At 39.4% G+C, this 23,575-nt stretch carries 22 protein-coding genes; 12 read left to right on the forward strand and 10 right to left on the reverse strand.

Going from position 1 to position 23,575, the window contains the following annotated elements:
* Position 1 precedes the first annotated feature (1 nt).
* From SB49_RS06580 to SB49_RS06600, 5 genes are all read right to left on the reverse strand, one after another.
* Positions 2-745: a rhomboid family intramembrane serine protease gene (locus SB49_RS06580; protein ID WP_062054994.1), complete on the reverse strand. Its 744-nt coding sequence runs from the start codon at positions 743-745 to the stop codon at positions 2-4.
* Complete coding sequence (gene mutL / locus SB49_RS06585) at positions 746-2,593, reverse strand: DNA mismatch repair endonuclease MutL (protein WP_062054996.1); 1,848 nt, start codon at positions 2,591-2,593, stop codon at positions 746-748.
* Positions 2,593-2,886, reverse strand: coding sequence for a hypothetical protein (locus SB49_RS06590; protein WP_062054998.1), 294 nt, complete (start codon positions 2,884-2,886; stop codon positions 2,593-2,595). The genes mutL and SB49_RS06590 overlap by 1 nt, the downstream gene beginning before the upstream one ends.
* Positions 2,887-3,070: 184 nt before the next feature.
* A complete protein-coding gene (gene ribH / locus SB49_RS06595; protein ID WP_062055000.1) occupies positions 3,071-3,553 on the reverse strand; it encodes a 6,7-dimethyl-8-ribityllumazine synthase in 483 nt (160 codons plus the stop codon).
* A gap of 3 nt (positions 3,554-3,556) precedes the next feature.
* A complete protein-coding gene (locus SB49_RS06600) occupies positions 3,557-4,321 on the reverse strand; it encodes a tetratricopeptide repeat protein (RefSeq protein WP_062055002.1) in 765 nt (254 codons plus the stop codon).
* 124 nt (positions 4,322-4,445) lie between these two features.
* Here SB49_RS06600 and recF point away from each other — a divergent pair, with 124 nt between their 5' ends.
* From recF to SB49_RS06615, 3 genes are read left to right on the forward strand one after another with little or no spacing between them, the layout of a single operon-like run.
* On the forward strand, positions 4,446-5,525 hold the full coding sequence (recF, locus tag SB49_RS06605) for a DNA replication/repair protein RecF (RefSeq protein ID WP_062055004.1): 1,080 nt from the start codon (positions 4,446-4,448) through the stop codon (positions 5,523-5,525).
* A gap of 1 nt (position 5,526) precedes the next feature.
* The gene (locus SB49_RS06610; protein WP_062055006.1) at positions 5,527-5,946 is read left to right on the forward strand and encodes a hypothetical protein; all 420 of its coding nucleotides are present in this window, start codon (positions 5,527-5,529) and stop codon (positions 5,944-5,946) included.
* Positions 5,946-6,242 carry a DUF721 domain-containing protein gene (locus SB49_RS06615; RefSeq protein WP_062055008.1) on the forward strand — a complete coding sequence of 99 codons (297 nt, stop codon included), beginning with the start codon at positions 5,946-5,948 and terminating at the stop codon, positions 6,240-6,242. The genes SB49_RS06610 and SB49_RS06615 overlap by 1 nt, the downstream gene beginning before the upstream one ends.
* Before the next feature lie 53 nt (positions 6,243-6,295).
* On the opposite strand, the gene SB49_RS06620 is transcribed toward SB49_RS06615, so the two are convergent.
* Together SB49_RS06620 and SB49_RS06625 are read right to left on the reverse strand one after the other, a co-directional pair.
* A complete protein-coding gene (locus SB49_RS06620) occupies positions 6,296-6,715 on the reverse strand; it encodes a nucleoside-diphosphate kinase (protein ID WP_062055010.1) in 420 nt (139 codons plus the stop codon).
* A gap of 51 nt (positions 6,716-6,766) precedes the next feature.
* Positions 6,767-7,795 carry an alkaline phosphatase D family protein gene (locus SB49_RS06625; RefSeq protein WP_062058937.1) on the reverse strand — a complete coding sequence of 343 codons (1,029 nt, stop codon included), beginning with the start codon at positions 7,793-7,795 and terminating at the stop codon, positions 6,767-6,769.
* Between the two features lie 80 nt (positions 7,796-7,875).
* Between SB49_RS06625 and SB49_RS06630 the strand changes: the two genes are divergently transcribed.
* From SB49_RS06630 to SB49_RS06640, 3 genes are read left to right on the forward strand one after another with little or no spacing between them, the layout of a single operon-like run.
* Complete coding sequence (locus SB49_RS06630; RefSeq protein ID WP_062055013.1) at positions 7,876-8,892, forward strand: DHH family phosphoesterase; 1,017 nt, start codon at positions 7,876-7,878, stop codon at positions 8,890-8,892.
* On the forward strand, positions 8,889-9,443 hold the full coding sequence (gene gldI, locus SB49_RS06635; RefSeq protein WP_062055015.1) for a gliding motility-associated peptidyl-prolyl isomerase GldI: 555 nt from the start codon (positions 8,889-8,891) through the stop codon (positions 9,441-9,443). The genes SB49_RS06630 and gldI overlap by 4 nt, the downstream gene beginning before the upstream one ends.
* 14 nt (positions 9,444-9,457) lie before the next feature.
* Entirely contained in the window at positions 9,458-10,579 is a 1,122-nt protein-coding gene (locus SB49_RS06640; RefSeq protein ID WP_062055017.1) for a peptidylprolyl isomerase, read from the forward strand.
* 98 nt (positions 10,580-10,677) lie between these two features.
* Here the strand turns inward: SB49_RS06640 and SB49_RS06645 are convergent, their stop codons facing one another.
* Complete coding sequence (locus tag SB49_RS06645; protein ID WP_062055019.1) at positions 10,678-11,139, reverse strand: CBS domain-containing protein; 462 nt, start codon at positions 11,137-11,139, stop codon at positions 10,678-10,680.
* 91 nt (positions 11,140-11,230) lie between these two features.
* Positions 11,231-12,697: an aminoacyl-histidine dipeptidase gene (locus SB49_RS06650; protein ID WP_062055021.1), complete on the reverse strand. Its 1,467-nt coding sequence runs from the start codon at positions 12,695-12,697 to the stop codon at positions 11,231-11,233.
* Between the two features lie 126 nt (positions 12,698-12,823).
* On the opposite strand from SB49_RS06650, the gene SB49_RS06655 reads away from it, so the two are divergent.
* The 3 genes from SB49_RS06655 (at position 12,824) to SB49_RS06665 (ending at position 18,246) form a co-directional block, all read left to right on the forward strand.
* On the forward strand, positions 12,824-13,891 hold the full coding sequence (locus SB49_RS06655; protein ID WP_062055023.1) for a DUF3810 domain-containing protein: 1,068 nt from the start codon (positions 12,824-12,826) through the stop codon (positions 13,889-13,891).
* An 82-nt stretch (positions 13,892-13,973) separates the two neighbouring features.
* Positions 13,974-16,925 (forward strand): amidohydrolase family protein, encoded by a 2,952-nt coding sequence (locus tag SB49_RS06660; RefSeq protein ID WP_062055025.1) that lies wholly within the window; start codon positions 13,974-13,976, stop codon positions 16,923-16,925.
* Between the two features lie 28 nt (positions 16,926-16,953).
* Positions 16,954-18,246 (forward strand): amidohydrolase family protein, encoded by a 1,293-nt coding sequence (locus SB49_RS06665; RefSeq protein ID WP_062055027.1) that lies wholly within the window; start codon positions 16,954-16,956, stop codon positions 18,244-18,246.
* Between the two features lie 76 nt (positions 18,247-18,322).
* Here SB49_RS06665 and SB49_RS06670 read toward each other — a convergent pair whose 3' ends face one another.
* A complete protein-coding gene (locus tag SB49_RS06670; RefSeq protein WP_062055029.1) occupies positions 18,323-19,138 on the reverse strand; it encodes a DUF6503 family protein in 816 nt (271 codons plus the stop codon).
* Positions 19,139-19,214: 76 nt separating this feature from the next.
* On the opposite strand from SB49_RS06670, the gene SB49_RS06675 reads away from it, so the two are divergent.
* Genes SB49_RS06675 through SB49_RS06685 form a run of 3 tightly spaced genes read left to right on the forward strand, consistent with a single transcriptional unit; the run spans position 19,215 to position 23,546 of the window.
* Positions 19,215-20,027, forward strand: coding sequence for a TrmH family RNA methyltransferase (locus SB49_RS06675; protein WP_062055031.1), 813 nt, complete (start codon positions 19,215-19,217; stop codon positions 20,025-20,027).
* A 37-nt stretch (positions 20,028-20,064) separates the two neighbouring features.
* A complete protein-coding gene (locus SB49_RS06680; RefSeq protein ID WP_062058940.1) occupies positions 20,065-21,297 on the forward strand; it encodes a M48 family metallopeptidase in 1,233 nt (410 codons plus the stop codon).
* A 44-nt stretch (positions 21,298-21,341) separates the two neighbouring features.
* Positions 21,342-23,546: a RelA/SpoT family protein gene (locus SB49_RS06685; RefSeq protein ID WP_062058943.1), complete on the forward strand. Its 2,205-nt coding sequence runs from the start codon at positions 21,342-21,344 to the stop codon at positions 23,544-23,546.
* Positions 23,547-23,575 lie beyond the last annotated feature (29 nt).

Here is a 23,575-nt window from a genome sequence, read left to right on the forward strand (position 1 = left end):
GCTAATCCCAACGGTTTTTGTTAAACTGGTTCTTTTTCCAGTACCACATCATCAGAAAACCAATCAACGCACCACCAACGTGTGCGAAATGTGCTATTCCACTTCCAAAGATAGCATAACCGGTAATCCCTGAAAATAAATCCAGACCTATTAAAACAGGAATAAAATATTTAGCCTTAATAGGAACAGGTAAAAATATTAAGAATAGCTCGCTATTGGGAAATGACATCCCAAACGCCACCAACACTCCATATATAGCACCAGAAGCCCCCACAGCAGGCGTATTAAAGGCACTTAAGAAATTATCTATCGTACTTTGGGGAGCTAGGTTATACCAATCTGGACTATATTTTCCACTTGAAATTATCTCAATGACTTGGCTTCTTGTAATACCAGAGTTTACCAAAACATCCATGCCCTCATTAAAGTAATAATAGTTCACGGCCGTATGCAATAGGGCCGATCCCAACCCTGCAGAAAAATAGAAAAAGAAAAATTTATTTCTACCCCACATCCGTTCCAGAGGCGTACCAAAAGCCCATAAGGCATACATATTGAACACAATATGCATTAACCCTCCGTGCATAAACATATGCGAAAGAATCTGCCACAGTCCAAAATTTGCATTTTGGGGAAACCAAAGTGAAAACAACCGGTACATTTCATCGCCGTACAAGGAGGTGGCCACAAAAAACAATACATTAATTATAAGTAAATGCTTTATAGCATCAGTAAGTCTTCCCATTTAAATAAATTTTTTATCAATATCGTTTTCTGTGATCGTAATGTAAATTGTCTTGTTGAAAGGGCTCACCTTGGACTCCTTACAGGCGAACAAATCGTTCACCAGGGCCAGTTGCGAATTTTTGTCCAACACCTCCCCTGTCTTTACCGCCAGTGTCTTACAGAGGGTTTTGGAAAGGATATCTGTCTGTGAAAAATTATCACCTGCAACATCCTGTTGGTAGTCTGCAATTAATTGATCCAAAACCATACCTACCTCACTTTCTGCTACTAATAAAGGAACCCCGGTAATTTCCAGTACCTCCTTGTCTGCTTTACCGAAACCAAATCCTATGGTAGCTAGACTTTCCTTGATCTCCTCAATTATGGCCATGTCTGAACTAGAGAAGGACAAGGTCAATGGGAATAATAATTGCTGGCTTACTGCCTCTTTTATGGTAATATTTTTTAAAAACTTCTCATAAAGTACACGTTGGTGTGCCCGGCTTTGATCTATTACGACCATTCCAGAAATGATGGTGGTCACAATATACTTTCGCCTTAACTGAAAAGTGGTTGTCGTAGACTCCATTACTTCCTGACTACCATCAAAAATGGAACCCGTTATACTATCAGATTCAAAACTTACACTCGAGAAACTATCTTCTTTCCCAACTTTGGATTCCAACCCAACGTACATACTTTCCCATCCTTTGGTACTCTCCTTTTGATGGGAATTCCTAAAACCTCTCTGCATTTCCTCTTTAAAGGGGTTGAATCCTGAATCCACAACCACTTTAGGTAGTTCTGCAGTCCTATTTTTAAAGGCATAAGGCGTTTCCAAATTAAGGTCTTGATCAAAATCCAAGGCCGGGGCAACATTGAACTGTCCCAAACTATGTTTTACGGCAGACCTCAATAGGGCATACAAGGTATGCTCATCATCAAATTTGATCTCGGTTTTGGTAGGATGAATATTAATATCTATGGACGCAGGATCCACTTCTAAGTATAGGAAATAACCTGGGTGGTTTTCAGATTTTATGAGTCCCTCAAACGCTGCCACCACGGCATGATGGAGATAGGGACTTTTAATAAAGCGGTTATTGACGAAAAAGTATTGCTCTCCCCTACTCTTCTTGGCAAACTCAGGTTTCCCAATGTATCCGGAAATTTTCACCACCTGAGTCTCTTCTTCAACAGGGACTAATTTTTCATTGGTCTTACTGCCAAAGATATTGACTATCCGTTGCCTATAATTGCTCAGGGGCAAATTAAACAATTCGCTACCATTGTTGTAAAAATAGAAATGAATGGAAGGATGTGCCAGAGCTACCCTATGAAACTCATCGGTGATATGCCTAAGTTCCACACTATTGGATTTTAGGAAATTTCTTCGGGCGGGAATATTAAAAAAAAGGTTTTTTACCGCAATGGAAGTTCCTTTTGGGGTAACAATCACTTCCTGCGCCGCAATTTTACTCCCCTCTATTTTTATATGGGTACCTACTTCTGTATCGGAAGGTTTGGTCTGCAGTTCTACATGGGCTATTGCCGCTATTGAAGCCAAAGCCTCCCCCCTGAAACCTTTGGTACTAAGGTTGAAAAGATCTTCTGCACATTGAATTTTGGAGGTAGCATGCCTTTCGAAACTGAGTCTGGCATCGGTATCACTCATTCCAACACCATCATCTACCACTTGTATCAGGACTTTGCCCCCATCCTTAATAATAAGCTTTATGGAGGTGGCCCCTGCATCTATGGCATTCTCCATCAACTCTTTAACTACTGAAGCTGGTCTTTGAACCACCTCACCGGCAGCTATTTGGTTGGCAACATGATCTGGTAAAAGTTTAATGATATCGCCCATTAAAAGAATATGTCTATTTTACCATATTTTACTGCGGCATAGGCAAATATCAAAAGAAAGATAAGTATAACGAAAAAACGAAGCCTACGGTTTCTATCACTTCGAGCACTTTTGATTGTTTTCCAATCATCCCGGTAGCTCTTTTTTCTGTAGCCGGCAAAATACTCCCCGTCTGGTTTTGCTTCTTTAGACTTCCTTAATTTTTCTATACGCTCCTTGCGCTCGTTATAATAACGAGGGGAATAATTATAGGATTTGTTCCTACTTAATTTAAAAAGCGAAGGGAGTCTCATATTTATCTTTACTATCCTCAAAAGTACTGAAAATAGGGCAAAATGGTCGAATGTAGATGCTAAAAATTGTTAACAACCCAGAAATGTAGAATCATAGTGGCTTGCCTTTTAAATGTGGTATTTACAACTGATTAACCCAGATGTTTTCCCAAAAGAAAGATCACCAAATCTTTAGAACTCTAATTTAGTTGCCCAGAGCGGCCATCTTAATAGCGGCAATAGCAGCTTCCGAACCCTTGTTTCCGTGTATCCCTCCACTGCGATCAATGGCCTGTTGCAGGTTATTGTCGGTCAACACACAAAATATAACAGGTGTATCTGTAATTACATTTAGGTCCTTTATCCCTTGGGCAGTGGCACTGCACACAAAATCGAAATGCTTTGTCTCCCCTTGGATAACACTTCCAATAGCAATTACGGCATCCACATTTTGGGTAGCTATCATTTTTTTACTTCCAAAAACCAATTCGTAACTACCAGGAACATTCCAACGAACAATATTATCCTTTGAGGCACCACAATCCAACAAGGTTTCCATGGCCCCATTGAATAAGCCTTCCGTTATTTCCGAATTCCATTCAGAAACAACAATCCCAAACCGAAAGTTCTTCGCGCTTGGGATTGTAGCTTTATCGTATTCCGATAAATTCTTGTTAGCCGTGGCCATTATTTATTGTTTTTGGGACTTTCCGATAAAAACATCTATCGTTCTGGCTTCATCAGAAGAAGCATAGTCATCCTTAATTCTTTGAAAGTATTCCAGTGCCTTATCACTCTGGTTTAATTCCAAAGCTGTGATACCTGCCTTGTACAAGAATTTTGGCGCAGTAAAACTATTGTCACTGTGAGCTACAGCTTTCTCATAATAAGAAAGGGCATCTTCAGGTTGGTTCAATTGTACAAAAGCATCTCCAAGTCCTCCTTTTGCAAGAGCTCCCAAAATAGCATCATCAGAGGAGAAATCTTCCAAATGATTGATTGCTTCCTGATAGTTCTGCATGTTCAGATAAGCCATCCCTGCAGAATAACTTGCGACATTGGCGGCCTTTGTACCGCTGTATTCCTCTATAATATCCAAGAATCCGTATTTTCCTTCTGCACCATTAAGGGAAAGGGTGAACAATGAATCTCGCTCTGTAGTGCTGTTCAATGCTTGATCAAAATATTGTTGGGGGTAGTACATTTCATTATCTGCACTCGCCTCCATTGGTTTAATCACAAATTGATTGTAGGCCAAATATCCCAAAACGGCTACTGCTATTACACCAATGACACCTAGAATGTAGTTTTGATTTTGTGAAACCCACTCTTCGGTTTTGGAAGCACTTTCGTCCAGAGTACTAAAAACTTCCGCGGTTGTACTGTTCTGTTCATCCAATTCAATCTCTTCAGCTTTGTTCTTTGGTTTGTAACCTCTCTTATTGTATGTTGCCATTTTTAAATTTATTGATCGCGCAAAAATAAAGTTTTTATTGAAATCCGAAAGGTTATTTATTCGTTATTTTTCGATAATTTGCACGATCCATAGCTATTGAAAAATAAAACTGTTACCTCTCGGAATGTTTCTGAAAAAATTAGCCCTTATTAATTACAAGAATTTCAGCTCCCAAAACTTCGAATTTGATCATAAGATAAATTGTTTTGTAGGGCCCAATGGAATTGGCAAAACCAATATTTTGGATGCTATCTATCACCTATCCTTCAGCAAGAGCTACTTTAATCCGGTGGCCACCCAAAATATAAAACATGGGGAAGATTTTTTTGTCATTGACGGAGAATACGAAAAGAACGGCAGAGAGGAAAAAATCATCTGCAGCCTCAAAAAGGGCATGAAAAAGGTTGTGAAACGAAATGGGAAAGCCTACGATAAACTTTCTGACCATATTGGATTTCTACCTTTGGTCATTATTTCGCCGGCAGATCGTGATCTGATAATCGAAGGCAGTGATACCCGAAGAAAGTTTATGGATGGGGTAATTTCACAATCGGATAAGTCCTACCTATCCTCCCTTATGAATTACAATAAGGTATTGGCACAGCGAAATTCCCTATTAAAATACTTTGCCGCCAACCATACTTTTGACCGCACTACCCTTGCTGTATACAATGAACAGTTGGACAGGTACGGTACTGAAATCCACAACAAAAGGATGTCTTTCCTAGAAGCATTCATTCCTATTTTCAAAGAACAATACGAAGTGATCTCTGGAGCCAAGGAAGAGGTACATATTAATTACGACAGTAAATTATTGGATGATGGTCTCCTTAATTTATTGGAAGGCAGCCTAGATAAGGACAGGGCCTTGCAATATACATCCGTTGGGGTCCACAAGGACGACCTCAACTTTGAAATTGAAGGATTTCCCATTAAAAAATTTGGTTCCCAGGGACAGCAGAAATCTTTTCTGATCGCATTGAAATTGGCCCAGTTCAATTTTATAAAAACCCAGGCAAAAACAACCCCGATCTTACTTTTGGATGATATTTTTGACAAACTGGACGAAAATAGGGTAGCACATATTGTTTCCTTGGTAGATGATGATTATTTTGGTCAAATATTTATCAGCGACACCCACGCCGACCGCACGGAAGAAGTTGTAAAAACCATTCATAAGTCGTATAAAATTTTTAAATTATAGTATGAGAACAATCCTGTCTGTCTTCGCTCTTATATGCCTACTTAGCTGCAAGCAGAGCATTTCCGAAAGTGATCTGACCAAACTAAACGGGTATTGGGAAATAAGTGAAGTAGAGTTTCCGGATGGCACCACAAAAGAATACAAAGCCAATACCACTATAGATTATATAGAAATAGCAGGTTTTAAGGGTTTTAGAAAAAAGGTGCAGCCCAGCTTGGAGGGCACGTATTTTGCAAATGATGATGCCGAATCGTTTTTGATACTACAAAAGGAAGACTCCTTTGAGTTTCAATATAAAAACAACTTGAGCGAATGGAATGAGCTTTTGACAGCCCTATCGGATAATTCCTTTTCGGTAGTCAATAAGGAAGGAGTCACCTATCACTACAAGAGGTACGAACCCATCAACATTAACGAATAATGGCCAAAAGAAAGAACGACAATATACCCTTAAGTGAAGCATTGCAAGAATTCATCAAAGTGAACAAACTGCAGAACGGCATGGATAAGGTGAATGTTCGGGAAGCTTGGGCCAATCTTATGGGAAATGGGGTAAACAACTACACCACATCCATTGAATTAAGAAATGAGACGCTTTTTGTTTCTCTCTCCTCCTCCGTACTCAGGGAAGAATTAAGTCATGGGAAATCAAAAATTATTACCTTGATCAACGAGGAACTGGGAAAGGAGTTGGTGAAAAAATTGGTCTTGCGATAATAAAAAAAGCCTACAGAAAACTCCTGTAGGCCTTTATATCTTTTAGTATTCTACTAGTAGATTTCTCTTCCTGCAAAATGAAAAGCACCTTCTATAGCTGCATTCTCATCGCTATCCGAACCATGCACTGCATTCTCTCCTATTGAGGTGGCAAACAATTTACGAATAGTACCTTCAGCTGCATCAGCAGGATTTGTAGCTCCGATAAGAGCTCTAAAATCTTCCACTGCATTTTCTTTTTCCAAGATAGCAGCCACAATTGGACCTCTGGTCATAAAGTCTACCAATTCTCCAAAAAATGGACGCTCTCTGTGAACGCCATAAAATTCTTGTGCATCCCTTAAACTCAACTGTGTGTATTTCATAGCAGCAATTTTAAATCCTGCAGACGTTATTTTCTCCAAAATTGCACCGATATGTCCATTCTCAACCGCATCGGGCTTAATCATGGTAAATGTTCTGTTTGTAATCATCTTCTTTTAAATTTTGCGCAAAAATACGCTTTATTCATTAACCCGCAAGCCTTAATAGCTTTGTTCTAGTTCCCCAAGCAATTCTCCATTGTCCCCAACCATCTTGAAAATCACTAATTTTTGATTAAAGTCGAAATTTAAAAGTCCAAAACTTTTCTTATTGACCACCTCTCCCACTCTAAATGGATTTGGTTCCCCAGAAAAACTTGAATAAACATGGGTAAGGCCACTACTGGTGAAATCTATCAAGGGATAAGCAAGTCCATCAACATTGGTCCTGGAAAATTCCGATATATGTCTATCCCCACTTAAAATAATTACTCCCTTTGCATTTGAGGAGGCTATCAAACCTTTCAAACGATCTACCTCATGAGGAAAATTACCCCAGCATTCAAATCCATGCTCATTGGATAAAAACTGAATACTACTGACGATGACATTAAAATCTGCTTTGGAATTGTTCAACTCATTTTGCAGCCAGGCCCATTGAGCTGTCCCTAGTACCGTTCCTTGTCCATAATCATTTGGTTTATTTCTCTTTTTTGTTTCCCTGTCCAGGGTCAGGGCGGTTCTAAAATATCTGGTATCCAACACGATGATCTTAATATGCCCTTCAGGCAAAGTATACTCATGAGTGGCATATATACCTTCCCGTGATCTTCTGGGACTATCCATTGGCACATCCATAAAGTCCAGGAATTCCTGCTGACTCCATGTTTTTCCATTGAACTCTACTCCCCCATCATTTAAACCGTAGTCGTGATCATCCCAGGTACCAATAACTGGTATTTTAGTTTTTAAGAAGGCGTATCCTTCTACCCTATCTTGTTCCAAATACATTTCTCTCAACTTTTTTCTATTATCCGTATCTGCATAGATAATATCTCCACCCCATATCCAAACATCTGGATTAGCGGCAACTATATCATCCCATAAAAGATTGTTCAAACTACTCTTGTTACAGGAACCAAAGGCAATGGTGAAGTCGGAAACCGTGGGCTGCAGCAACTTTGTTTTAGTAGCTGATTTACAACCATTAAACAGAAGAATTAAAATAAAATAATACACTATTTTCCCCATGTGGTATTGTTTTAAAAACATACTCAAAATTAAGGCTTTTAAGAATAAGGTCTATATGATAAAATTGTATCTTTGCGCCCATGAATTTGAAGGACATAAAAGCTACTGAGGCATTACTCTCATCGCCACAAAAAATTGTAATAGTACCACACAAAAATCCCGATGGAGACGCTATAGGCTCAACTTTGGGCCTTTACCACTATCTTAAAAACAGAGGTCAGGATGCAACGGTGATTTCACCAAATGATTATCCCAAGTTTTTAAAATGGATTCCCGGGAACGAACAAATCGTGAATTTTGAAAAGGATTCCAATCGCGCAAAACAACTCATTTCAGAGGCCACTATAATTTTCACATTGGATTTCAACCATCTGGGAAGAATAGACCAAATGCGTCCTTATTTGGAAGAGGCCAAGGCGACATTTATCATGATCGACCATCATCAGGCTCCTGGTGACTATGCAGATATCATGTATTCTGATGTAAGCATGAGCTCTACCTGTGAAATGGTTTATAATTTCATAGAATTCTTGGGTCATAGGGATCAGATCAACGCCGATATAGCCAATTGCCTTTACACGGGAATTATGACGGACACAGGTTCCTTTAAATTTCTCTCCACCACAAGTAGAACCCATAGAATCGCTGCCGATTTAATAGATAAAGGCGCTAACAACACCCTGATTCACAACAAGGTTTTTGACACCAACACGCCTAGTCGCCTGCACCTTTTAGGCTGTGCTCTAAAAAATATGGTCATTATGGAGGATTACCATACGGCTTATATCACTTTGAGCCAAGAAGAGCTGGACAGTAATAATTATAAAAAAGGAGATACCGAAGGCTTTGTCAATTACGGTCTAACTTTAGATGGTATTTGTTTTGCAGTGATTTTTATTGAAAACAAAGAGGATGGTATCGTTAAGATTTCATTTAGGTCCGAAGGTGATTTTTCTGTGAATGAATTTGCCAAAAAACACTTTCAAGGCGGAGGGCACACCAATGCCGCTGGCGGTAAAAGCGATGTGTCTTTAGAAGAAACAACGGCTTATTTTGTGTCCCTACTGGAAAACTATAAAGAACAATTGAACGCATGAAATATTTATTGACCCTTTTAGTCTCGAGTATATCTTTAGTGTCCTGTCAGGAGACAGAACCAAGAAGGCCTATAGAAGTAAGGACTGGTAGCTTTTTCAAAGAAACCATAAAACGGAACAAAGAACTACTTGCGCAAGAAGAAAAACAGATCAAGGAAATCATAGCGCGTGATACAGCCCACACCTATCTTAGCAGTTCACAAGGTTCATGGTATTATTATGAAATAAAAAATGATTCTGTGGCCTACACCCCACAACCTGATGATCTGGTGACTTTTACCTACAATTTGGTAAGTTTCTCCAATGATACCATTTACAAAAGCGAGGAAATGGGGACCATACAGTATAAAGTGGACAAACAAAACCTTTTTCCAGGTTTAAGAAATAGCATAAAGTTACTCAGGGAAGGTGAAAAGGCAACCTTTTTATTTCCCTCTTCCTTGGCCTATGGCTACCATGGCGATGATAAAAAAATAGGCACCAACATACCCGTTAAATCAACCATCACACTTTTAAAAATAGAAAAACAAAAAGACAGTATCCAAAATTAAATTTATTGAAGAAAATGAAAAAAGCATATTTATTATTCGTGGTCGCGGCCATAGCCCTTACAAGTTGTAAATCTAGCAAACATGCTGACTTAGGAGATGGATTGTTCGCCAATATCCAAACCAATAAAGGCGACATCATTATTAAATTGGAAAGTAAAAACACACCTGTTACCGTGGCCAATTTTGTTTCCTTGGCAGAAGGTACCAGTCCATTTGTAAGCGATAGTCTAAAAGGCAAAAAATATTATGATGGACTTGTTTTCCACAGAGTGATTAAGGACTTTATGATTCAAGGAGGTGATCCCACTGGCACAGGAAGAGGAAATCCAGGATATAAATTCAAGGACGAGTTTAATGACTCGCTAACCCATTCCAAGGCTGGTATCCTTTCCATGGCCAATTCTGGTCCAACCACCAATGGTAGTCAGTTTTTTATTACCCATAAAGAAACACCATTTTTAGATGGCAGACATACCGTTTTTGGTGAAGTTGTAGAGGGCATGGATGTTGTTGATAGCATTGCCAATGTAAAAACTTCCATAGAACCTATGACAAAAGATAGGCCTATTGAAGATGTTGTCATGAATAAAGTAGAGATCATCCGCAATGGAAAAGAAGCCAAAAAGTTTGATGCCGTTCAGATCATGACCGATTATTTTGCAGAAGAGGAGGCGAAAATAAAGGTCATGGAAAAAATGAAAGCTGACTTCTCAGCCGAAATTGAAAAACAAAAAGCAGAAGCAGAAACCTTGGCTTCTGGACTAAAAATCTACAGCATACAAGAAGGAACAGGAGAGTCTCCTAAGGTGGGCCAACAAGTAAATGTATACTATGCAGGTTATTTGGAATCTGGCGAACTGTTCGATAGTAATGTTGAGGCTGTAGCCGTAAAATATGGTAAATTTGACGATAGAATAAAAACAGGTGGTGGTTACGAAGCCATGGCTATGGATTATAGCCCTGAAGCACGTTTGATAGCTGGTTTTAGAGAAGGTCTATTATCAATGAAGGTCGGTGATAAAGTTCGCTTGTTCATTCCATCTCATTTGGGTTACGGGCCATCTGGAGCAGGAAATGTAATTCCTCCAAATGCTGATTTAGTATTTGATCTGGAAATCACCGGGATAACAGAATAACAATCTTTGATAAGCATAAAAAAAGCTCGCAGTTTGCGAGCTTTTTTATTTTAATGGCTAACCCGTAAGGAATCAAATGGAAAAGTAACTCCACGGTTTTACCAACTTTGCGACTTTAATTCTATGGTGGCCTTAAGGATATCCATCTGGGATATCTGACCTACCAGGACGCCATTCTCCACAATAGGAAAACGTCGCCTTTTGGCTTGTAAAAATTTATTGGCTGCATCAAATATATCCATATTCCCATCTATGGTCTCTACATTGGAAATCATATGTTGACCCACGGTCCTGGTCTCCCCCGGAAGGTTGTGATACTTACTTTCACTGATGTGCTTGATACAATCCCCTTCGGAAATCATTCCTATAAGTTCATAATTATCGTTCACTACCGGTCCTCCAGATATCCGATACTTGATCAATTGGACAATTACCTCTTCCACAGACTGCTCTGGCTTGAAGGTAATCAGCTTTTTGGTCATATAATCACTAACCTTTAACGAGACCATATCCTTGGACTCGCGCTGTTTCATTGGCCCCTGAAAACTCTTGATTCCCATAATTAGTTCATTTTAAGACAATCTTTAAATTACTAAAAACAAGCGAGTTATCCAATATATTTGAGTTAAATTATTGGTCGGGTCTCAAAACCTATTTTTCTGTCCTTGGTATATCCTTAAGTATTTCCAACAAAAATTTCCAAAACTTCTGGACCGATGGAATACTTACCCTTTCATCCGGAGAATGGGCACCTTTAATAGTGGGACCAAAACTGATCATATCCATATCGGGATAATTTTTTCCCAGAATTCCACATTCCAACCCGGCATGGCAGGCAACCACATTTGCACTATCCCCAAATACAGTTTTATACTTCTTTTCCAACACCTTTAGAATATCCGAATCAGGATTGGGGTTCCACCCTGGATAATCTCCACTTAGGGTCACCTCACAGCCTGCGAGTTCAAAGGCGCATCTTAAGGAATTTGCCAGATCCAATTTAGCAGAATTTACGGAAGACCTCGTTAGGCACATAATCTTCAAAAGTCCATCCTTTACAACTACCCTGGCTATATTATTGGAGGTTTCCACCAAGTCGTCCATTGCAGCACTCATGGCATAGACGCCATTTTTCGCAGCATAGATCGCTTTTATTAATTTATGCTGCGCTTCTGCTTCCATCATCAATGATGGAACTTCAACCTTCTCCACCCCTACTTCTAACTGCGGTTCTGTATACTTTAATTCTTCTTTAACGGTTTCCGCCAAATCCGACATCGCTTTTTCAAATCGGGCCATATGCTTTTCCTCAATAACAACCACAGCGAAACTTTCTCTGGGAATGGCATTGCGAAGGCTTCCGCCATTAATTTCAGAAACTCCAATATTAAAATCAACACAAGCCATATACAGCAGCCTGTTCATGATTTTATTGGCATTCCCGAATCCTCGGTGGATATCCATCCCACTGTGCCCACCTTGCAAACCTTTCACAGTAATGGTAAAGGCTATCTGATTTTTGGGAACAGCTACCTCCTTATATTTTCTAGTTGCAGTAACATCTACACCCCCAGCACAGCCTATATCTATCTCATCATCCTCCTCTGTATCCAAATTCAGTAGTATTTCACCTTGCAACACGCCACCCTTAAGTCCCATAGCGCCTGTCATACCAGTTTCTTCATCGATAGTAAACAAAGCCTCTATTGCCGGATGAACCGCGGTATCACTTTCCAATAAAGCCATGATCGCAGCAACCCCCATACCATTATCCGCCCCAAGGGTCGTTCCTTTAGCCTTTACCCAATCCCCTTCAATCCTCATCTCTATCCCTTGTACATCAAAATCAAAAACAGTGTCGGTGTTTTTTTGGTGCACCATATCCAAATGCGATTGCAGGGTAACCATCTTTCTGTCCTCCATGCCACTTGTAGCCGGCTTACGGATAATGACATTACCAACCTCATCTTTAAACGTTTCCAATCCTAGGGATGTTCCAAAATCCATCATAAATTGAATAACTCGTTCTTCTTTTTTTGAGGGTCTTGGGACCGCATTTAAATCAGCGAATTTGTTCCAAACATTTGCGGGTTCCAATTGACGTACTTCTTTGCTCATAAGATTTTATAAAATTGAACCCAAAAATACACATTGAAAAACGACTATACCACAGTTGTGACCATTTAACATTTAATTAGAGCATTGGTCTACAAATACTAATTCTGATTGGTTATTTTTGATTTGATGAACAACCGTTTAAAAAATACTATTGCCCTATCTCTTATCCCACAAATTATTTTGGTTAAATGGATAGGACAATACCCCAGATTTATAGAAACTTATTACAGTTTAGGGGTATATCCATTTCTATCCAAAATTTCCAGAACTGCTTTTGGGTGGATTCCTTTTTCTGCTGGTGACATCATTTATGCATTGTTATTCCTGGCCATCATACGTTATTTAATTTTGAAAAGGAACAAGATAAAACAACAACCCAAGTCCTTTATACGAAATATTTTTGTGGTGCTCTCTACGGCCTATTTCACCTTTCATCTACTTTGGGGCCTAAATTATTACAGGATCCCTTTAAGCGAGACCCTATCACTGGAAGAAACCAATAACAGCCAAGCTTTGGAATCATTTGTTGAAAAGCTGATTTATAAAACAAATGAAACGCAAATGCTCATTACAGCTGATAGCTCACAGTTGGTCAAGGTACCCTATACCAAAAAACAAATACTGGAAAAGACGGTAAAAGGGTATCAAGAATTAGAATCCCAATTTTCCATATTTCAATACCAACGGCCAAGTCTCAAAAATTCCTTGTTCAGCACAGGTCTTTCCTATATGGGTTATGGTGGATACCTCAATCCCTTTACCAATGAGGCACAAGTAAATGCTTTGCTTCCCAATTTTAGATATCCTGTGGTTGCAGGACACGAAGTGGGACACCAGTTGGGGTATTCAGCTGAAAATGAGACCAATTTTATAGGATATCTGGTAACCGCCTCCAATAGCGATATTTATTTTAAGTACTCTGCTTATTCCTATGCCCTAGCCTATTGCCTTTCCGATATTAGGAAAAGTGACGAGCCTACATTTGAAAGATTATTAAAAAAAATAAATGGTGGCGTGTTAAAAAATTATAATGAGATTACCGAATTCTGGGCAACCTATAAAAATCCGACCGAACCTATATTTAAATCCATTTTTGATACTTTTTTAAAGGCCAATAATCAATCTAAGGGCATCGATAGCTACAACGCCGTGGTAACGCTTTTGATAAATTACCATGAAGAACATCCTTTATAATGTTAAAAAAAAGTGAATACGGGCTAGAAGAGTCTTAAGAATTCTACCTTTAAAGAGACTAATTTAAAACACCCTTATAAAAATGAAAATGCGACTTCTAGTCTTGGCCATCTTATGGTCGAGCACAACTTTGTTTGCACAAGATTATTTTCCTAAAAATGATGGCGTAAAAACAACGAACAACAATTACACAGCATTTACCAATGCAAAAATTTATGTGACTCCAACACAAATCATCGATGGTGGAACCTTACTTATCCAAAATGGCAAGGTAGTACAAGCAGGTAAGACAGTAACCCTACCAAAAAGCACAATTGTTATTGATTTGAACGGGAAATCGATCTACCCTTCGTTTATCGATATCTATTCAGATTTTGGTGTAGAAAAACCAAAAAAAGCCACCGGTGGTGGGAGAAGTGGAGAATATGACCCTTCTAGGGAAGGCTATTACTGGAACGACCATGTAATGCCAGAGAATAAGGCGATATCCGTATTCAAGTACGATGATAAAAAGGCCAAGGAAATGCGTGATGCTGGATTCGGTGTGGTTAACTCACACATTCAGGATGGTATTGCCCGAGGAACAGGGATCCTTGTAGCCTTAAATGGCGCCGGAAATGATGCCGAAAGAATTTTGGATGATGCTTCAGCTCAGTATTTCTCGTTTGATAAGAGCATAGCCAAAACTCAAGCCTATCCTTCTTCATTAATGGGCTCCATGGCTTTATTGAGACAAATGTACAGTGATGCAGATTGGTATTCCAAAGGGAACTCCAAAACCAAGGATCTTTCTTTAGAGGCCTTAAACAAAAACAAAGGATTAATATCCATCTTTGAAGCAAAGGACAAAGGAAATGCTCTAAGGGCAGATAAAATTGGGGATGCCAATAATCTGCAGTATGTTATCCTAGGCGGAGGAAACGAATATGAAAGCATAAATGAAATAAAGGGGACCAATGCTAAGTTTATTTTGCCCCTAAATTTCCCGGACGCTTATGATGTATCTAATCCATACCAGGCATCCGTTGTGACTTTGGAAGATATGAGGTATTGGAACCAAGCTCCTGCCAATCCAAAAGTTATGGCAGAAAATGGTGTTGCATTCTCTTTAACACTATACGATTTAAAATCCCCATCAGCATTCAAAGATAAGTTGATGCAGGCCATTGAACATGGACTTTCCAAAACAAAGGCTTTGGAAGCACTGACTACAACACCAGCTAATATTTTAGGGAAATCTAGCCAAATAGGATCCCTTACCCCTGGCAGTTATGCCAATTTCTTGATTACTTCGGGAGATGTTTTTGACAAGGGTACCACACTTTATGAAAACTGGGTTCAGGGAACAAAAAATATTATAAATAACAAAGACCAAAAGGATATTCGTGGAAATTATGACCTAGCCATTGGTGGAACTACTTATAAAGTTGCCATTTCTGGAGAAGTCAATAAACCAAAATCGGAAATCACTCAGGATACCGTCAAATTGAAATCGAAAATCAGTTATGATGATAACTGGTTGGATCTTAGCTTCAACACGGATAAAGGTGAAAAAATATACCGCATGACCGCCCTAGTAATTCCTTCTTCCGATACTATTAGCGGGCGTCTTATTTTGCCAGATGGTAACGAGTCTTCTTTCAATGCCGTAAGAACAAAAGCCTTTACCGAAAAAGAAGATGAGAAAAAAGACAAAGAAGCTCCAGTTTTGGTTCCAGTTACCTATCCTAATGTTGGGCATGGATATGCTTCCAAACCGGTACAAGAAACCATGTTATTCAAAAATGCCACTGTTTGGACCAGTGAAGATGCCGGGATTTTGGAAAACACCGATGTCCTGATAAAAAATGGCAAGATTTCCAAGATTGGAAAGGGCCTTAGCTCAAGTGGCGCAACTATTATAGACGCTACAGGAAAGCACCTGACTGCCGGAATTATTGATGAACACAGTCATATTGCTGCTCTTGCCGTAAATGAAGGCGGGCAAAATTCATCAGCAGAAGTCAAGATGGAAGATGTTGTAGATCCAGAGGATGTTGGTATTTACAGGGACCTTGCAGGTGGGGTTACCTCCATACAAATTCTACATGGTTCTGCCAATCCCATTGGAGGACGTTCTGCCATAATTAAACTTAAATGGGGTGAAACTGCGGATAAGATGATCTACAGCAATTCCCCTAAATTCATAAAGTTTGCCTTGGGAGAGAATGTGAAGCAATCCAATTGGGGAAGCTTCAGTCGTTTTCCACAAACCAGGATGGGTGTAGAACAGTTATTTATGGACTATTTCCAAAGAGGAAAGGAATATGATGCCAAAAAGAAAAGTGGGCAGCCATACCGCTACGATGAGGAAATGGAAGTTATTGCAGAAATCCTAAATGGTGAGCGTTACATAAGCTGTCACTCTTATGTGCAAAGTGAAATAAATATGTTGATGAAGGTCGCCGATAAATTCGGATTTAAAGTAAACACCTTTACCCATATCCTTGAAGGATATAAGGTTGCCGATAAAATGGCCGAACATGGAGTTGGCGGTTCTACCTTTAGTGACTGGTGGGCGTACAAATTTGAAGTGAATGATGCAATTCCATATAATGCAGCCATAATGCACAGTCAGGGAGTAACGGTTGCTATCAACAGTGATGATGCAGAAATGTCCAGAAGATTGAACCAAGAAGCTGCAAAAACAGTGAAATATGGAGGTATGAGTGAATTGGAAGCTTGGAAGACTGTAACTATCAACCCTGCTAAGCTATTGCATATCGATAATCGAGTGGGTAGTATCAAAGAAGGTAAGGACGCTGATGTAGTTTTATGGAACAACCATCCGCTATCTATTTACACCAAAGCCGAAAAGACCTTAATTGATGGGGCTATTTATTTTGATCTTGAAAAAGACAAGCAATTGAGACAATCCATTGACCAAGAACGAAACACCTTGATCAACATGATGTTAAAGGAAAAAAATGGTGGTAATGCAACACAAGCTCCTGTAAAAAAAGAAAATAGACTACTGCATTGTGATAGCTTATAAGCCTTTTAAAAACATAAAAATAAAAGAAATGAAAATTAAAACATACATACCATTAATCCTGCTGGCGCTTATAAGTTCCCTTGGCTTTGCCCAGCAGACTCCGGCTTCTGCGCAGAAAGAAGCTATGACCATAACAGGTGCCACAGCCCATATTGGGGACGGCACTGTTATGGAAAACAGCACCTTGGTGTTTGAAAACGGCAAAATTACTGCACTTGGCGGACCTGAAACCCCGACCAAAGGAACCGTAATCAACGCCGAAGGAAAACATGTTTATCCTGGGTTTATTACCCCTTGTTCCTCTTTAGGACTCGTAGAGGTAGATGCAGTACGAGCAAGTAATGACCAAGATGAAATTGGTGATATGATCCCTCATGTACGCAGTTTAATCGCCTATAATGCGGAATCAAAGGTCGTAGAAAGTATGCGTCCCAATGGTGTTTTATTGGGGCAGATATCTCCTAAGGGAGGTAGAATTTCCGGAACCTCCTCTATCGTTCAGTTCGATGCTTGGAACTGGGAAGACGCCGCAGTCAAAACTGACGATGGAATACATTTAAACTGGCCGAACACATATAGAAGAGGCCGTTGGTGGATGGGAGAACCTAGGGGTTTACAACCAAATAAAGATTACACTAAAGATGTTAGTGAAATTGAGGTTTTTGTTCAAAATTCAGCCGTGTACAACAAAGGAACTTCCAACGAGAAAAATCCAGTTTTCAATGCTATGAAAGGTGTTTTCAGCGGATCTCAAAGAATGTTTGTTTACGCCAATGGAGAAAAGGAAATGATTGATGCCGTTACCAAACTTAAAAATTGGGGGATCAAAAACGTTGTTATTGTGGGAGGTTACAACGCCTTGAAGATTACTGACTTCTTAAAAGCACAGAATGTTCCTATATTGGTAAATCTACCCCATGACCTTCCAAGCTTGGATGATGATGCTTACGATCTACCTTATAAATTACCAAAACTATTAACAGAAGCGGGTCTTTTGGTAGGTATCCAAAATATTGATGCTGCCAATTTCCAAGCTCGGAATCTACCCTTCTATGCCGGACAAGTAGCTGGGCAAGGATTGGACAAAGAAAAGGCGTTGGCCCTGATCTCCTCCAATACTGCAAAAATTTTGGGAATAGATGACCAATATGGTACTTTGGCAATAGGTAAAAGTGCCACCCTTTTTATCTCTGAAGGTGATGCTTTGGATATGCGTACCAATAAATTGAGCCATGCATTCATAGATGGACGCATGTTATCATTGGAAACACACCAGACAGAATTATGGAAACGATATATGGGAAAATACAACGGTAAATAATCCTGTATTTCTTAAACTAAAAATCCCTGTAGATAAGAAAACTTAACTACAGGGATTTTGTTATTTTAGATACTTACTACTCTTGGACCTTTCCTTCCACAAAATTTGCTTGTGCTGGCTTTTCAAAGAAAGATTCGGGTTTTGCCGTTTCACTCAAGACTACATTTTCAAAAGAAACCGTATTTTGACTTTCTTTCATAGTCCTGCCTTCATAGGTATACCAGGACATTGATTTTGGCAAAACAACATCGGACACTTTCATCCAGTCATTATATCGAATCCATTTTACGGTATCTGACTTCTCTCCACTTCTATAACTTACAGTATACCCCAGCCAGGCCATTTGGAAGGTCTCTGGATCGTAATGGATATAATATTCATCCTTGTAAGAGATCCCGACCCCTGGATTATAGGATATGCTAATCCCTGGATAGGTTTTACCCTCAAATAAGACATCTTCAGCAGTACCATAAACAATACCGTCATCGGCCAAAACAAAAGGCATGGCATAAAAATAGAACATAAGGTTATGGTAGAAAACAGGATCCCCTTGGTAAGAATTAGTAGTGTCCATTAACCAAACTTGTTCTCCATCGAACCCCATGGAAAAATCGGGCGTTACCACCTTATCCATTCTGGAATATAAGTTAATGGTATGGGTTTCTGTTTTTTCAGGCTTTGGAATATCGTATGCCAAACTTTTCTTGTTTTTCCAGTTTTCCAGTCCACCATGCGCCTCAAATATTTTCACTAGACCTTGAGGATATTTACCAAAGTCCATTTGCTCCACTTCCGTTGATGCTTCCACATCCATGACAGGTTGCTCTGTTTTTTTCGCTTCCTTACAGGATAACAAACCTATAAAGAGCATTACTAGTATTGAATATTTCATGTAGTATTAAGTTAGAATTTTACAATTTGTCGTACGCAACGGTATTAGTTTACGGGATTAGATTATTTTTGTACCAATGACAGAGAGCAAGTACATCAGTAGTTTACAAAACCCATTGGTCAAGAAGGCGTTGGCACTTAAAGAGAAATCCCGAGAACGCAAAAAAACGGGATGTTTTGTGTTGGAAGGAGTTAGGGAACTACAACTGGCGATAAAAGGCAACTATGAACTTGAAACCGTTTTCTTTTATGCGGATATTATCGCCAAAGAGAAGGTATTGGAGCTATTAGGACAAGAGATAGGCCCTGAGGTACTTATAGAAATTTCTAAAGACATCTATCAAAAATTAGCCTATCGGGAAACTACTGAAGGAATCTTGGCGATTGCCAGATCCAAATCGCACTCCCTGGAAGCAATGGAATTCAGCACCAAAAACCCATTGGTCTTGATCGCAGAAGCCCCTGAAAAACCAGGGAACATAGGTGCTATTCTGCGCACTGCCGATGCGGCAAATTTAGATGCGGTCATCATTGCCAACCCCAAAGGCGATCTGTACAATCCAAATATCATACGATCCAGTGTTGGCTGTGTCTTTACCAATCAAATAGGTGTAGGCTCTACTTCTGAAGTTATTACCTTTCTAAAAGATAAAAATATTGCCATTTATTGCGCAGCACTCACCGCATCAGAAAAATACACATCCGTGAGATTTAATGAAGCATCGGCCATAGTGGTGGGGACAGAAGCAACTGGGCTATCTTCTGAATGGTTGGAAAATTCCACCAAAAATATCATTATCCCGATGGAAGGTGAAATAGACTCCATGAATGTTTCGGTCTCAGCTGCAATAGTTATATTTGAAGCGAAAAGACAAAGGGAGTCCCAATAGGGTTTCCAGCCCGCAGTTTCCTCCAAAACCAAATTACATGGACAGTAATGTTTTATTTTATATCATCATAGGCATTTTAAGTGCCCAATTCCTATTGGAGAGGATATTGGACTATCTGAATTATAAAAGATACCAAGATCCGGTACCCTCAGAATTGAACGATGTTTTTGACCCCTCGGAATACGAAAAATCCCAGCGGTACAAAATAACCAATTATAAATTCGGGCTTATAACGGCCACATTTTCATTTTTACTCACCATTGGATTCCTAATTTTTGGAGGATTTGAATGGATTGATTCAATGGCCAGGAGCTTTTCGGATAACCCTATTATTATTGCATTGGTATTCTTTGGAATTATAATGATTGGGAGCGATCTTTTATCTACCCCCCTTTCCTATTACCAAACTTTTGTAATAGAGGAAAAATTCGGTTTCAATAAAAGTTCTAGAAAATTGTTCTTTTTGGACAAGATAAAGGGTTGGCTAATGACCATTATTCTTGGAGGAGGGATTTTGGCATTGGTCCTATGGTTTTTTCAGTGGGCAGGAAGCAATTTCTGGATCTATACTTGGGCAGTTATAGCCCTATTTTCAATATTCATGAACATGTTCTACAGCAAATTGATAGTTCCCCTGTTCAATAAACAGACCCCTTTAGAAGATGGCTCCTTGAAAGAAAAATTGGAGACCTATGCCAAAAATGTAGGTTTTGAACTCAAAAATATATTTGTGATAGACGGATCCAAAAGATCTACTAAGGCGAATGCCTATTTCTCTGGATTTGGAAAAGAAAAAAGGGTGACCCTCTATGATACTTTAATCAATGATTTGGATGAGGACGAGATCGTAGCCGTATTGGCACACGAAGTAGGACACTATAAAAAAAAGCACATCATTTTTAATCTTGTTGCATCCTTGCTGTTGACAGGTTTAACGTTATTCATACTTTCCGTATTTATCAACAATCCACAGGTATCCTTGGCTATTGGTGTTTCCCAACCGAGTTTTCATGCGGCATTGATAGGATTTGGAATATTGTACAGTCCTATTTCTGAAATTACAGGATTGATTATGAATTATCTCTCTAGAAAGTTTGAGTATGAGGCAGATGACTATGCCAAAAACACCTTCGCTGCCATGCCATTGGTCACCTCTTTAAAAAAACTATCCAAAAATAGTTTAAGCAACCTAACTCCACATCCTGCATATGTGTTTATGCACTATTCCCATCCTCCGCTGATCGCTAGAATCAGGAATTTAAAGGCATAATTTTTGTTGGTTGATAGTAAAGTTTGTCTTATTTTTAATATATGATGACGGAAGCTGCTATAGAAAAGGAAAACAAGCAAATTGCCAAGCAATACAAGGAGTTACTGCGAATCAGCTATCAAAACTTATCTCTTGATGATAAAAAACTGATACGCTCCGCATTTGACGTGGCTGTCGACGCCCATAAGGAACAACGCAGAAAATCTGGGGAGGCCTATATATTTCATCCCATTGCCGTAGCAAAAATTGTAGCATCCGAAATTGGTTTGGATGCCGTTTCCATCGCCTCGGCCCTGTTGCATGATGTGGTGGAAGACACTGCATATACCCTGGCCGACATTGAACGCATGTTTGGGGAAACCGTTGCCCGTATCGTGGACGGACTAACTAAAATCGCCCACCTTAAAAAGGATATGAATATCTCCCAGCAAGCGGAGAACTTCAGAAAAATGTTGCTCACCTTGAATGATGATATAAGGGTGATTATCATTAAAATCGCGGACCGATATCACAATATGCTCACCATGGATTCCATGCCAGAGGATAAACAAGTGAAAATTGCTTCGGAAACCTTATATATTTATGCTCCCCTGGCCCATAGAATAGGCCTCTACAATATAAAAACAGAACTTGAAGATCTAAGTCTCAAATATACCGAACCAGAAGTTTACAGTGACATCCTAGGTAAAATTGAAGAGACCAAAGAGGAACAAGTTGCTTACATAGATGCATTTTCAGGAGTAATAAGCAACTCCTTGGACAAGGAAGGTCTCAATTACATTATCAAAGGACGAATGAAATCTATCTTTTCCATTCGCAGGAAAATGAAGATGCAGAATGTCCCATTTGACGAGATCTATGACAAATTCGCCATTAGGATCATCTATAAGTCCGATCGTCAAAACGAGAAATTTTTGGCGTGGAAAATCTATTCTATAGTCACAGATCATTTCACCCCTAATCCAGTGCGATTAAGGGACTGGATTTCCTCGCCTAAATCTACCGGTTATGAGGCACTCCACATCACCGTAATGGGGCCAAAGGGAAAATGGGTAGAAGTTCAGATCCGTAGTGAAAGGATGCATGAGATCGCAGAAAAAGGGTATGCAGCCCATTTCAAATACAAACATGGGGAACAAAAAGAGCAGGGACTTGAAATGTGGCTCAATAGATTACAGGAAGCCCTTGAAAATGCAAATACCAACGCTGTTGATTTTGTAGAAGAGTTTAAGCTAAACCTCTATTCCAAGGAAATTTTTGTTTTCACCCCAAAAGGAGAATTAAAATCGCTGCCAAAAGGTGCGACCCCTTTAGATTTCGCATTCAACATACATACCGAGGTGGGTATGAAGACCCGCGGGGCCAAAGTGAACGGAAAATTGGTTCCCCTAAATACCACCCTGCACAGTGGGGACCAAGTAGAAGTGATCACCTCGGAACAGGCAAAACCCAATCAAAGTTGGCTGGATTATGCCACAACGGCCCGTGCAAGGTCCAAAATAAAATCTTCTCTAAAGGAGGAAAAGAAATCAATTGCCCTAGATGGTAAGGAGGTACTGAGAAGAAAACTTAAATCCCAAAAAATATCCCTGAACGAGGATACCATTAATAAAATGGTCATCTTCTTTAAACTGAAGACAAGTTTGGATCTTTTTTACAGGGTGGGAATTGGTGCCATCGACAACCAAATGCTAAAGGATTTCGCATCCTCTTATAGCAATGCCTTTATAAGTTTCTTTAAAAATAAGATTAGGAGGCACCATGTCCCAGAGGACATCAATAAAGACGAAATCACCTCCAAATATGATATACTGGTATTTGGTAAGGAAGAGGAAAAATTGGCCTACAAGCTTTCCCAATGTTGCAATCCTATTCCTGGGGATGATGTCTTTGGCTTTGTCAGTGTGACCGAAGGAATCAAGGTGCACAAAAAAAACTGTCCCAATGCCATAGCCCTACAGTCCAACTACGCCTATAGGATCATTAGCGCCAAATGGATCGATAGTAGTCAGGAGGAATTTACTGCTGAAATTCAGCTTACCGGGATAGATGACCTTGGATTGGTAAGTGATGTCACAGAAATTATTTCCGATAACATGCACGTAAATATGCGGAATCTAAATTTTAGTACCGATGGAGGCACATTTACTGGAAAAATCACCGTTGTCGTGAAAAATAATAGTATTCTCAAAAAATTAATTGAAAATTTAAAGCAGCTTAAGGGGATCGACAAAGTAAGCAGAATTTAAATTTTAGCTGTACCTTTGCAGTTGAATGC

It is taken from the genome of Sediminicola sp. YIK13 (assembly GCF_001430825.1).
Classification (GTDB): Bacteria; Bacteroidota; Bacteroidia; order Flavobacteriales; family Flavobacteriaceae; genus Sediminicola.